Origin of the sequence: Autumnicola edwardsiae, from assembly GCF_031846505.1 — a bacterium.
GTDB classification, from domain to species: Bacteria; Bacteroidota; Bacteroidia; order Flavobacteriales; family Flavobacteriaceae; genus Autumnicola; species Autumnicola edwardsiae.
In genome coordinates this window covers 1-13,249 of the sequence record NZ_JAVRHP010000088.1, presented here as the reverse complement: position 1 = coordinate 13,249, position 13,249 = coordinate 1, and the positions used below count along the sequence as shown (strand labels likewise).

Below are 13,249 nucleotides of genomic sequence, written 5' to 3'. Positions count from 1 at the left end.
CGGTGAAGAGTGTAAGGCGATGAAAGGTCTTATAAAAGAGGCTGAAGAATTTATTAAAGAAGATGCAGAGAAAGATGTGAAAGATGCAGGTTTAGTAGCCGAAGCACAACGTGTGGAGCACTATGAAATTTCTGGTTATGGTACTGCAGTTCGCTACGCCAAGGAATTGGGCCACGACGATATTGCGAAGAAATTGAAGAAGACTTTAGACCAGGAATATGGAGCTGATGAAAAGCTCAATAAACTGGCAGAAGGACGACTAAACAAGGAGGCGAAGTAGTTTTCTGTTAAACATATTGTGTAGAAAATGCCTGCGAAAGCGGGTTTTTTCTTTTCTACGGCTGCTCCGGTAACTAATTTGGCTTGACGGATTTTAAAATTGTTTCATGCTGTAGAGACAAAATTTAACAATAATTAACTATCTAAGTAACAAACCGGAAGGGATTTGTTAAACCTCAAAATTTATTACAGGTGTTGTTTTCTTTGAGATTTCAGGAGATTGAGGTAAAAAGAAAACATTGTGCCAAAAATATTGATGTTCTTCAAGTAGGTTAAAAAAGTTAAATGAGCACATTTCAAAGGATTTCGTGGTTAATTTTAAGAATATGAAGAATTCATTTCCCCGCCATTCGCAACTACCAAAACAAGCTATCGAAGTCATGAACTCCAACGAGAAAACTTTAAGAATTTTAAGATCGCTGAGATGTAAGAATCTGGCGCACCAGAAGGATTATCAGCATATTGCATATCATACAGAAAGGTTGCTGATCAAGTCTTTTTTTAGGAAAATTTCTAATTCGAAAAAGGATTTTGCAGCTAAACTTCAGCAGGAAATAGAAAGAATAGAAAAAACATTAACGCTTCAGCCCGCCATTTCTTCCAATATTTCTTCAGAAGAAAAGTGCGCCCCTTTATTCAAATCTTCCAGGCAAGAAAGAAATGGCCTTATTAAGGAATGCTACAGGAGGGAAAAGAGAAATGTGCATTTGTACAAGTATGCCCTAGCTCATGTAAATGAGGGTAGTGTAAGGGAGGCTTTACTTTCTCAAAAATCTAAAACTAAATCCTGGTTAAGGGAAATAAAATGTATGGGAATTAGCATTTATGAAGATTCTGAAAAAGAACACGGGATTTCACCCTTTAAATTTGATACTGAACTAAAGGCTTAAGTACTTAAGTCCCGATAGAAAATATAACGTTAAGCATTGGCCTGTATCATTTTTGGCACAGGCTTTTGTATTTACTAACCACAAAAAATTATTTAATGTTAAAACAATCTTTATGGAGTTCTTTTGCAACAGCTCCTGCGCAGTACCCAAAACTTGAGGGGGATATTGCTGTTGATGTTGCAATAATTGGTGGAGGAATTACAGGAATTACTGCCGCACAGGTACTATCGGAAAGGGGCTTTAAAGTGGCTGTCCTGGAGGCAAGAAGTATTGGCCATGGGACGACTGGACATAGTACCGGTAATTTGTACATAATTATTGATGAATTGTTATCCTCATTAAAAGCCAAATATGATAAAGGAGTAGTGAAGAGGGTTTTACAATCCAGGAAAGACGCGCTGGAGAAAATAGAGCAGAATGTACGTAACTTCCAAATAGACTGTGACTTTAGCAGGCAGCCTCTCTTTTTATATGAAGATGCAAACAACATGAAAATTTTGGAAGAAAGAAAGGTTGCTGAAGAAATTGATTTAGCATTTACCGAGCTCGCTGAAGATTTTCCTTTTGAGCAGGATATGGGAATACGATTAGAAAACCAGGCCCAGTTTAATCCTTTATTGTATGTGCTGGGGCTTGCAGATGCTTTGGATGAAGAACGATGTTCGATTTATGAAAATACTCCGGTACGTTCTGTAGAGGATCAGGAAGACAGGGTGCTGGTTTATACCGATGATGCCATTGTTGCCGCAAAATACGCTATTCACGCCACACACACCCCTAAAGGTTTGGAATTACAATATCACACTACGTTGGGACCATATAGGGAATATGGAGTGGCAGCAAGATTGGAATCAAATTCTTATCCGCAGGGTATCTTCTGGGGGTATTATAATAATCAGAAATATTCGATAAGATCTTATAGCCGTGGAGGTGAAAAATATTTAATAGCTGTTGGAAGTCCGCATAAAGTGGGCCAGGCAGAGAGCAACCGAAAGCATGTAGAAGAGCTGGTTGCGTTTTTGCAGGAGCGATTTATCGTTGGACAAATTACCCATACCTGGGGTGGGCAGAATTATAAACCGGCCGATCTTCTTCCGTTTATAGGTAGAAAAGAAAAGAACTCCCGGGAATTTGTAGCTACAGGGTTTTCTACAGATGGGCTTATTTATGGTACCCTTGCAGCAGTTATAATTGCAGATAAAATTGAGGATAAATTTAACCGCTATGAGGATCTTTATGAGGCTGCGCGTCACGAACCGGTTAAATCAGCTAAGAAATTCGTCAAGGAAAATGCAAATGTTGCAGCTGAATTTTTAAAAGATCTCAGCTTTAAAGGAGACGATAAAGATCTGGAAGGAATTGCGCCGGGAGAAGCCGGAATTGTTACAAGAAATGGAGAAAAAGTGGCGGTTTACAGGGAAGAGAACGGCGGATACAAAATAGTTTCGGCACTATGCACCCATATGGCTTGCATGGTTAGTTGGAACAACGTGGAAGAAAGCTGGGATTGCCCATGCCACGGGAGCAGGTTTAACACCTCTGGAGAAGTTATAGAGGGGCCGGCTTTTAATCCGTTACCGAAGAAGATCATCGAATAAACAAAGAATAAGGAATTATGAAGGAGAATATGAAGCAGAGTGATGACAACAAATTTATTCCAATGACCTCTTTTAGGAGTGGAAAAGGAAGTGAAGTTCGAAACGATGTCTACTACTATACCAATCAAATTGTAAATGTAATTATGATTGGAAAACCCGGAAGTAAGGATTGGGTGTTAGTGGATGCAGGAATGCCAAAATCGGGCCCCGAAATACAGAAAGTAGCCGAAAAAAGATTCGGAAAAGGAAACAAGCCGGCAGCTATTATTCTCACTCATGGGCATTTTGACCATGTTGGCGGAATAGTCCATTTAATAAACGAATGGAATTCCCCGGTTTATGCACACCATTTGGAAACCTTGTACTTAACAGGAGAGAAAAAATATCCTGAACCCGATAGTACTGTGGAAGGAGGGTTACTTGCAAAAATATCTTCGGTTTATCCACATGAGCCAATTAATATTAAATGTGCTTTACAGGAATTGCCTGAAGGAGGAGAGGTGCCCCAATTGCCAGACTGGAAGTGGATTCATGTTCCCGGTCATGCTCCGGGACAGATAGCTCTATTTAGGGAAAGCGACAGGACGATGATTGCAGCAGATGCATTTGTTACAGTTAAGCAGGATTCTTTTTATAAGGTACTTGTTCAAAAGACCGAAGTTAATGGTCCACCAGTTTATCTCACCACCAATTGGGAGCGCTCTCATGAATCTGTTCAAAAACTGGAAGCGCTTAAACCCGAGGTTGCAATTACCGGTCATGGAGCAGCAGTAGAAGGAGAGGAATTAAGCGAAGGCCTCGAAAATCTCAGTAAAAATTTTAGAGAACTTGCCATTCCTACTCATGGTGAATGGGTAAAAGATGAAGATAAAGCCTGAACCCTGCCACTATACTTTCTCTTATTTATCGGAATATTCATTGCGAATACTGGAGGATGCAGATAAAAAAGGCGGCATTTTATAAAAACAAACTTTTATCATAGGATCTTAAGAAACGGCTGTATCTGCAGCCTTTTTTTTTGCAGAAAATTAAGATGAAACAGATAATAAGTATTTTTTAACAGCAGCTTAACAGCAAAATAGAGGCAACAGCTTCTGTAGCTACCGTATATACTGCTTTTTTTCTATAAATTCAACTCTATAATCATTACTTATATTAAGAAATGTTTATGCCGTCTTTAGCAGTATTTAGTATCCTTCTGCTATAAATTTGGTTGTCATAGAAGGTCGGTAAAATTAGAGTGGCTGCGAGATTTGGGGAATTTCCGGACATCCTGCATTCGTATTACGAAGCAGTGCATTTAAAAGAAATGATGATACCAGTCTCTTAGGTCTATAATTGTAGAACAAAAATAGATGCAAACTGGAAACGGGGCAAAGAAAGCAATAATAACAGGTGGGGCTAACGGGATTGGACGAGCCATCGCTAAAAAGTTTTCTGAGGAAAATTTTAAAACAGTCATTGCTGATTTAGAATATACGGAAATAGATGATGATCATATTTTTTTCTGCAGGACAGATGTTTCCAGGGCTTCAGATACAGATCATCTTTTCAGCTGGACTTTAGAAACCATTGGTGATCCTGATGTTTTGGTGATTAATGCGGGAAAAGGAATCCAGGAGCTACTAACGGAAGGGGATCCCGAAAAATGGCAGGAGGTAATCAACACCAATGTTATGGGAGCCTTACGAGCCATCCGTGCTTTTGTACCTGCGATGATGGAAAATAAGCAGGGAAATGTTGTTTTTATTTCATCAGTTTCAGCTAACCAGCCACACCCTTCGGGAGGAATCTACAGTGCCTCAAAAACTGCTCTTGAAGTAATTGCTGAAACCCTTAGGTTGGAAACCATTCCGTATATAAATGTGACAGTAATAAGCCCCGGAATAACAGATACTAAGTTTTTTGAAAATCAAATTTCCGGACACACGAGTGTGGAGGGACTGGATATGGGATTTATTTCACCAGAAGATTTAGCCGAAGATGTTTTTTACGCAATCAGTAGAAAAAACAACAGAAGTATAAATAAAATTATAACCAGACCTCTTAAACAAAATTTCTAATTAATCAAAAACAGCTTAAATGAATAAGAGAATTTTAATTACCGGAGGAGCAGGATTTATTGGTTCTCACCTGGCCGATGAACTCTTAAATGAGGGATATCAGGTGAGGGTACTGGATAATCTTTCTGAACAGGTTCATGGAAAAGACAGGAAAAAACCTTCTTACCTAAACCCAAAAGTAGAACTTCTGGTAGGAGATGTTAGAGATAAAGAAGCAGTTGAAAAAGCACTCGATGGCGTCCACGCTGTTTTCCATCTTGCCGCAATGGTAGGAGTGGGGCAAAGTATGTACCAGATAAGAGATTATACCGCGGTAAACAACCTGGGAACTGCAACCCTCCTTGAAGCACTTATAAATCATCCCGTAGAAAAACTTGTAGTGGCTTCCAGTATGAGCATTTATGGTGAAGGCTTATATAAAGATTCTAATGGCAACCTGGAAATGGAATGTGAAAGAGAACTTTCAGACTTAAAGGAAGATCGCTGGGAGATGTATAAACATGGAGAGGAGCTAACGCCAATTGCCACTCCCGAAGATAAAAAACCAAACCTTGCTTCTGTTTATGCTTTATCGAAATACGATCAGGAGCGATTAAGCCTAATTACCGGAAAGGCATATAATATTCCCACTACCGCGTTGAGATTCTTCAATGTTTACGGAACCAGGCAGGCCTTATCGAATCCATACACGGGAGTTCTCGCCATATTTGCTTCGAGACTGCTGAATGATAATGCACCTATGATTTTTGAGGATGGTTTACAAAAGAGGGATTTTATTCATGTTAAAGATGTCGCAAGGGCTTGCAGATTGGCAATGGAAAAATCTGAAGCCAATGGTGAAGTCCTGAATATAGGTAGTGGTAACCAGTATACGATAACCCATATTGCTGATAAGCTGGCGGGAGTAATGGGTAAGGATATCTCTCCCGAAATTACCGGGAAATACAGGATAGGGGATATTCGCCACTGCTTTGCAAATACAGATAAAACAAAGAAAATTTTAGGTTTTGAGCCTCAGATGAAATTTGAAGATGGTCTTTTTGAACTTGCAGAATGGTTGAAGGGCCAGATTGCCATAGATAATGTGGGCAAGGCAAGTAATGAACTTTCTTCCAGAGGATTAACCGTTTAAACTGACCCGCTATGCAAAATGAGAATAAAAGCAATACTCCTGTAATTGGTATTCTTGAATGGTTTAGGCCGGGAGAATACCAGGAAGTAGAAAATACTATAAAGGATCTTAAAAATTTGGGGATCACCCATTTGCGCACAGGAGTTTCCTGGGCAGATTGGTACGTAGAAGGGACAGAAGAATGGTACGACTGGCTTTTTGCCGAACTTGGCAAACACGTAGAAATTCTTCCTTGTTTCCTGTATACCCCACCTTCTTTGGGAGAAACAGCAAAAACTTCTTCGCCTCCAAAGTATTTAAAATCATATGCAGATTTTCTGGATCTTATGATCAATAAATACGGAGAATATTTTGATTGGGTAGAATTATGGAACGAGCCGAATAACAAAGTGGAGTACGACTTCACAATGGATTATTCGTGGCACAAGTTCTCGAAAATGATAGACATGGCATCTTATTGGGCCAAAGAGAAAGGTAAAAAAACCTTGCTTGGCGGGATGAGCCCCATAGATCCAAACTGGCTGCATATGATGGCTGAAAATGGAACTTTGGAAAATATAGATGCCATTGGGATTCATGGTTTTCCACACGTTTTTGATCAGCAATGGGAAGGATGGGAAGAGAATATTAAGCAGGTAAAGCGGGTTCTTAAACGCTTTGATCTTGAAAAAGAACTTTGGATTTCGGAGGTGGGATTTTCTACATGGCAAAATGATGAGGTAAAGCAGTATGAGGAATTTAAGAAAGTAATAAATACTTCAGCAGATAGGGTATATTGGTACAGTTTAAAAGACCTACATGCTAAAAACCCGACTGTGGGCGGTTTCCATTTGGATGAGCGGGAATATTTCTTCGGATTAAAAAAGACAGACGGTACAAAGAAGTTACTGTACAAACTTTTGGAAAATGGTGGAATAGAGAATATTCAAAATCATTCCTATATCCGGAAACAATATGTTCTTAAAGACGAAGAGCAGTACAGTCTTATAACCGGAGGAGCCGGTTTTGTGGGGACAAATCTTGCTGCAAGATTGCTGAGTGCAGGCAAAAAGGTAATGATCTATGACAGCCTTTTTAGGGAAGGTGTTGAAAAGAACCTCCAGTGGCTCCAGGAGAAATATGGAGATCAACTTATTATCCAGATTGCAGATATCCGGGAAAAGAGAATACTCGAAGAGAGTGTAAGGAACGCCTCAGAGGTTTACCATTTCTCGTCACAGGTCGCCGTTACTACATCGCTCACTAATCCTCTGCTGGATTTTCAGGTTAACCTTCAGGGCACATTTGATCTTTTGGAAGCCATCCGAAAATCTGAACATCAGCCACCACTTCTTTTTACTTCTACCAACAAGGTTTACGGTGATCTCAACGATCTTGAGATGAAACCTAATGAAACCAGGTATTATCCTTCAGATAAAACAATAGAAGAAAATGGGATAGGCGAAGACAGAGCACTGGATTTTCATAGTCCGTACGGTTGCTCGAAGGGTGGTGCAGATCAATATATCCTGGACTACTCGCGCTCCTATGGGTTAAAAACCGCAGTTTTCAGGATGAGTTGTATTTATGGTCCACATCAGTTTGGGACAGAAGATCAGGGCTGGGTTGCCCACTTTCTAATAAGTGCGCTGGAAGATCATCCTGTAGTGATCTATGGAAATGGAAAACAGGTTCGAGATATACTTTTTGTTGAAGACCTGGTGGATGCTTTTGTACTGGCAAGGAAAAATATCGACAAGATATCAGGGGAAGTGTACAATATTGGAGGAGGACCAAAAAATACTGTTAGCCTTATTGAGATTCTGAACCTTATAAAGGAAAAAGCGGGAAAAGAAATGGATATTTCTTTTGAAGACTGGAGAACAGGAGATCAGCTCTATTATGTGTCCGATACCTCCAAATTTCAACAGGCTACGGGTTGGACACCAAAACACTCTGTAGAAGAGGGAATGGAGGAATTACTCCAATGGCTTTGTAAAACCAGAAATATTCAAATAAAGGATAATCCAAGATCATCAGCTAAAGCAATGGTTTTATGAGAATAACCAGAACATTACAGGAAATGCCTTCACTTGCAGAAGAAGAAGTTTACAAATCTGCTATAATTCAAAGTCCGGGCAAAGTAGTTGTCAAAGAATCTGAAATACCAAAACCCGGTAAAGATGAAGTTAGAATAAAGTTAGAGGGAAGCGGGGTTTGTGCTTCCAATATTCCCGTCTGGGAAGGCCGGGACTGGTTCAATTATCCGGTAGAAAAAGGAAATCCCGGCCATGAGGGCTGGGGAATTATTGATGCGGTAGGTGAGGATGTAAAGGGCTTCACTGTAGGCGAACGCATTACCGGGCTTACCTACAATTCCTATGCAACTTATGATATCGGGAAGCCGGAAAACCTGGTAAAATTACCCGATTTTCTTGACGACAAACCTTTCCCGGGAGAGCCGTTGGGTTGCGCAATGAATATTTTTTCCAGGGCCTATATCCGGAGCGGGCATACGGTTGCAGTCGTGGGTTGCGGATTCTTAGGTTTACTTTTAATCCAGTTAGCCAAATCCAGAGGAGCTAAGGTTATTGCAATTTCCCGGAAACAATTTTCACTGGATGCGGCTACAGAGGCCGGGGCAGATGAGACGATAAGAATGGACGATCACTATAAAATCATCGAAAAGGTTAAGGAATTAACCAATGGTAATTTTTGTGAGCGTGTGATTGAAGCCACCGGAAAAGAATGGCCCCTCAATTTGTCTATAGAACTTACCGGTGAAAGAGGAAAACTAATTGTGGCAGGATTTCACCAGGATGGGATGCGCAATGTAAATGTGCAAATGCTCAACTGGAGAGGGATAGATATGATAAGCGCTCACGAACGGGATACTCAAAAATATGTAGACGGAATGAAAGCAGCAATTGTGGCTATTCAGAAAAATGAGATGGATCCTTTTCCTTTTTTTACGCATATGTTTTTGCTTGATGAAATGCAAGCGGCTTATAAACATCTAACCGAAAGACCCGATGGATTTATTAAGGCCCTTATAATAAATCCATGAAACCAACTAACTAACCAACCAAAAATAATGATTACAACTCAACCAACCGAAATTCTTAAGAAAACACTGTCTCTTGGCTTTATCGGTGTAGGCTGGATTGGCAGGAACAGGATGGAAGTACTTTTACGAGATACTAATGCTGAGGCTCTTGCTATTGCAGAACCGTCAAAGGACAATGCCGAAGAAGCCTTAAAAAGTGCAAAAAACGCCGTACTTGCCAATTCCCCTTCAGACCTTTACGAAAATGAAGATCTGGACGGCATCGTAATCGCTACACCAAGTGCCATGCATGCGCAGCAATCCATTGAAGCTTTAAAAGCTGGAAAATCAGTTTTTTGTCAGAAGCCGTTGGGCCGCACTGCTACTGAAGTTTCAGATGTTGTTGAAGCTGCCGAAAAAGCAGATAAACTTCTGGCGGTGGATTTGTCTTATCGGTATACAAAAGCGTTTAAGGCGGTTTATGATATTATCCAGAATGGTGAAATTGGTGAAATTTATGCAGCCGATCTTGTTTTCCATAATGCCTACGGACCCGATAAGGAATGGTTTTATGATATCAATAAATCAGGAGGGGGTTGTGTTATGGACCTGGGAATTCATCTAATCGACCTCGCTTTGTGGACGCTGGATTTTCCGGAAATCAAAGAAGTAAAAAGCCATCTTTATCATCACGGCAAAAAATTGACTTCCTCTAATAACGAAGTAGAGGATTTTGCCAGTGTCGCAATGACTTCAGAAAAAGATACCACCATAAATCTGCAATGTTCCTGGAATCTTTCCGCAGGAAAAGAAGCGATAATTGAAGCACGTTTTTATGGAACCAAAGGTGGAGCTGCTTTTAAAAATGTAAATGGTTCTTTTTACGATTTTAAAGCTGAAAAATATAAAGGAACTCAAACAGAAACACTGGTAACCCCTCCCGATGACTGGAGCGGCCGTGCCGGTGTGATTTGGGCAGATGTAATTTCGCAAGGAAAAGGCTTTGATCGTGAATCGGCAGAAGAATTTATAAAAATAAGTAAGATAATTGACCGTATTTATGGAAGAGAATAAGATGAAAATATTAATGACAACAGATACGGTGGGAGGCGTGTGGACATATTCTCTGGAATTGTGCAAAGCTTTAAGTGATCACAACATCCAGGTGCACCTGGCAGCAATGGGAGCCTGGCCTACAGAAGAGCAGGAAAGAGAGGCATCAAAATTGCCAAATATCGTCCTTTATAAAAGTGATTACAAACTTGAGTGGATGCAGGATCCCTGGGAGGATCTGGAGAAGGCGCATAAATGGATAACCTCCATTTATCAAACAATACATCCCGATGTTGTTCATTTTAACAACTATGCGCATATAGAGAATTTCTGGTCCTGCCCAATAATCACCGTGTACCACTCCTGTGTGCAGACCTGGTGGCAGGCTGTAAAAGGAACTTCTGCCCCTTCAACCTGGAGTAGATATACTGCGCTGGTAAAAGATTCTCTGAATGCTTCAGATATGGTGGTGAGCCCTACTAACGCTATTTTGGAAAAAGCAGTTAGGGTCCACGAGGTAAAATCGCCTACAGAGGTGATTTATAACGGAAGAGAAATTAATTTTTCAGAAGAAGTAGAAAAAGAAGATTTTATCCTGTGCATGGGAAGGATCTGGGATGAAGCTAAAAACCTTCGGGTGCTGTCAGGAATTGCTAAAAATCTGCCGTGGCCCGTGTATATCGCCGGGAATAATATCAATCCCAATACAGGAAAAGAGGTAGAAATTGAAAATGTTCATTTTCTTGGAGAATTATCTTCTGAAGAAGCCGTAAATATCATGCAGCGGGCGTCAATTTTTGCCAGTCCCACTAAATATGAACCTTTTGGATTGGCTATTCTTGAAGCAGCCAAAGCTGGTTGTGCCCTTGCCTTGAGCGATATTAATACCCTTACCGAAGTTTGGTCTTCAGCCGCTTCTTTCTTTGATCCTGAAAATGCTGAGGATACTCAGGAAAAGATTCTTCAGTTGATAGAAGGTAAAGAATACCGCAAAGTGATGGCCAAAAAAGCATGTGCACAATCTGAAGCTTATAACCTTCAGAAAATGGGATCGGAATATGCCGCTTTATATAAAAGGCTTATCGTTTCCAGAAAAACTGATATTAACCAATTAACCCCCAGCTTATGAATTTTGTGATGTTTTATCATTCGTTGTACTCCGACTGGAACCATGGAAATGCCCACTTCCTGCGAGGAATCGTAAAGGAACTCAAAAAGAGGGGACATGAAGTGGATGTCTATGAACCGGAAGGCGGATGGAGTTTAAACAACCTCATAAAAGACCATGGAGCAGAGAAACTGGATGAATTCAGAAAGTATTATCCAACCCTGAATCCGCAATTTTACAATCCCGCCAAAAAACTGAATCACAAAGGCATTTTGGGAAATGCAGATGTAGTAATTGTGCACGAATGGAATAATCCCGAACTGGTTGCTGAAATTGGCGAAAAGAAGAAGGAGTATGGATATAAACTTCTGTTTCACGATACCCATCACCGCGCGGTTTCTGATGAAGAAAGCATGGCGAAATACGATTTTAGTAACTATGATGGAGCCCTTGTTTTTGGGGAAGTGATAAGGAAAATTTATCAGGATAAAAATTGGCTAGATCAGGTTTGGACGTGGCATGAAGCTGCAGATGCCGATCTTTTTAAACCAAATCGTGACGAAGAGAAAGAAGGAGATTTGGTGTGGATTGGAAATTGGGGGGATAATGAACGTACCGAGGAGTTGATGGAATTTCTCATTGAGCCCGTAAAAGAACTGGGAATTAAGGCAAAGGTTTACGGTGTACGCTATCCCGAAAAAGCTAAAAAAGCACTAAAAGACGCAGGAATAGAATATGGGGGCTGGCTTCCAAACTACAAAGTGCCGGAAGTGTTCTCTAAATATAAAGTTACTGTGCATGTGCCGCGAAGGCCTTATGTAGAGATGTTGCCGGGGATTCCCACAATACGTCCTTTTGAAGCGCTTTCCTGCGGAATTCCGCTTATTTGCTCTCCCTGGGAAGATGCGGAATATCTCTTTACACCGGGTGAAGACTATCTTCTTGCCAAAGACGGAAATGCAATGAGCTATAGGATTTCTGAAGTTTTAAAAAGTGCTCAGTTGGCACAAAGCCTTTCGGAAAATGGGAGACAAACTATTTTAGAAAAACATACCTGTGCACATAGAGTAGACGAACTTGAGCAGATAATAGATGAAATTGAATCTCCTTTAGCGGATGAAATGAAGATCAACAATGGAAAATAAACTCAACATAGCATTTTTTGGTTCCAGTATTGTTTCTGCATACTGGAATGGTGCAGCGACCTATTATCGCGGAATTGTAAAAGCCCTGCATAAGATGGGGCACGAAGTTACTTTTTATGAGCCCGATATTTTTGAGCGTCAGGAACACCGGGATATTGATGATCCCGACTGGTGCAATGTGATCGTTTATGAAAAGGATAAACTCAGCTTAAGAGGATTACTTCGGAAGGCTCAGGAAGAGTCAGATGTGATCATCAAAGCAAGTGGCGTGGGTGCTTACGACGATTTTTTGGAGTCCGAAGTCGCCAAAATGAAAAGCAAGAACAATCTGATCATTTTTTGGGATGTAGATGCTCCCGCTACGCTGGACAGGATAGAAAAGGACGAAAATGACCCTTTTAGAGACCTCATTCCGCAGTACGATTTTATACTTACTTACGGCGGCGGGCAGCCCGTAATTGATGCCTATGAAAGGAATGGCGCAAAAAAATGTATTCCGGTTTATAACGCGCTGGATACCGATACCCATTTTCCTGTAGATCCTGAAGCAAAATTTGAGGGAAGTCTGGCCTTTCTTGGTAATCGTTTGCCAGACAGGGAAAAGCGGGTAGAAGAATTCTTTATAAAACCTGCAACAGAACTGCCCGATCATAAATTCCTGATTGGTGGTAGCGGCTGGGGAGATAAAAAGATGCCCGATAATGTGAATTATTTGGGGCACGTCTACACAAAAGATCATAATGCCTTTAACTGTACACCAATAGCTGTTTTAAATATAAGCCGCGATAGTATGGCGAAGTACGGATTTTCACCGGCAACCCGGGTTTTTGAAGCCGCCGGGGCAGGAGCCTGTATCATCACCGATTACTGGAAAGGGATTTCCACTTTCTTTGAACCCGATGAAGAAATAATAGTAGTAAAAAGCGGGGAAGAAGTAAAAAAAGTAATTTCAGAAT

At 40.7% G+C, this 13,249-nt stretch carries 12 protein-coding genes; all 12 read left to right on the top strand.

The window, feature by feature from the left end:
• Nucleotides 1-280: YciE/YciF ferroxidase family protein (locus RM529_RS13640; RefSeq protein WP_311485333.1), on the top strand; the 280-nt coding region annotated here is incomplete at its 5' end.
• Between the two features lie 325 nt (nucleotides 281-605).
• A complete protein-coding gene (locus RM529_RS13635; RefSeq protein ID WP_311485332.1) occupies nucleotides 606-1,169 on the top strand; it encodes a hypothetical protein in 564 nt (187 codons plus the stop codon).
• 95 nt (nucleotides 1,170-1,264) lie between these two features.
• Nucleotides 1,265-2,767 carry an FAD-dependent oxidoreductase gene (locus RM529_RS13630; protein WP_311485331.1) on the top strand — a complete coding sequence of 501 codons (1,503 nt, stop codon included), beginning with the start codon at nucleotides 1,265-1,267 and terminating at the stop codon, nucleotides 2,765-2,767.
• Nucleotides 2,768-2,784: 17 nt separating this feature from the next.
• Nucleotides 2,785-3,645: an MBL fold metallo-hydrolase gene (locus RM529_RS13625; protein WP_311485330.1), complete on the top strand. Its 861-nt coding sequence runs from the start codon at nucleotides 2,785-2,787 to the stop codon at nucleotides 3,643-3,645.
• Nucleotides 3,646-4,122: 477 nt separating this feature from the next.
• The gene (locus tag RM529_RS13620; protein WP_311485329.1) at nucleotides 4,123-4,830 is read left to right on the top strand and encodes an SDR family oxidoreductase; all 708 of its coding nucleotides are present in this window, start codon (nucleotides 4,123-4,125) and stop codon (nucleotides 4,828-4,830) included.
• Nucleotides 4,831-4,849: 19 nt separating this feature from the next.
• On the top strand, nucleotides 4,850-5,962 hold the full coding sequence (locus tag RM529_RS13615) for an SDR family NAD(P)-dependent oxidoreductase (protein WP_311485328.1): 1,113 nt from the start codon (nucleotides 4,850-4,852) through the stop codon (nucleotides 5,960-5,962).
• A gap of 11 nt (nucleotides 5,963-5,973) precedes the next feature.
• Entirely contained in the window at nucleotides 5,974-8,001 is a 2,028-nt protein-coding gene (locus RM529_RS13610; RefSeq protein WP_311485327.1) for a GDP-mannose 4,6-dehydratase, read from the top strand.
• On the top strand, nucleotides 7,998-9,008 hold the full coding sequence (locus tag RM529_RS13605) for an MDR/zinc-dependent alcohol dehydrogenase-like family protein (RefSeq protein WP_311485326.1): 1,011 nt from the start codon (nucleotides 7,998-8,000) through the stop codon (nucleotides 9,006-9,008). Before RM529_RS13610 ends, RM529_RS13605 begins: the two co-directional genes overlap by 4 nt.
• A 27-nt stretch (nucleotides 9,009-9,035) precedes the next feature.
• On the top strand, nucleotides 9,036-10,061 hold the full coding sequence (locus tag RM529_RS13600) for a Gfo/Idh/MocA family protein (protein ID WP_311485325.1): 1,026 nt from the start codon (nucleotides 9,036-9,038) through the stop codon (nucleotides 10,059-10,061).
• Nucleotides 10,048-11,169 (top strand): glycosyltransferase family 4 protein, encoded by a 1,122-nt coding sequence (locus RM529_RS13595; protein WP_311485324.1) that lies wholly within the window; start codon nucleotides 10,048-10,050, stop codon nucleotides 11,167-11,169. The genes RM529_RS13600 and RM529_RS13595 overlap by 14 nt, the downstream gene beginning before the upstream one ends.
• Nucleotides 11,166-12,293, top strand: a complete 1,128-nt coding sequence (locus tag RM529_RS13590; protein WP_311485323.1) for a CgeB family protein — start codon at nucleotides 11,166-11,168, stop codon at nucleotides 12,291-12,293. The genes RM529_RS13595 and RM529_RS13590 overlap by 4 nt, the downstream gene beginning before the upstream one ends.
• Nucleotides 12,283-13,249: CgeB family protein (locus RM529_RS13585; protein WP_311485322.1), on the top strand; the 967-nt coding region annotated here is incomplete at its 3' end. The genes RM529_RS13590 and RM529_RS13585, both read left to right, overlap by 11 nt.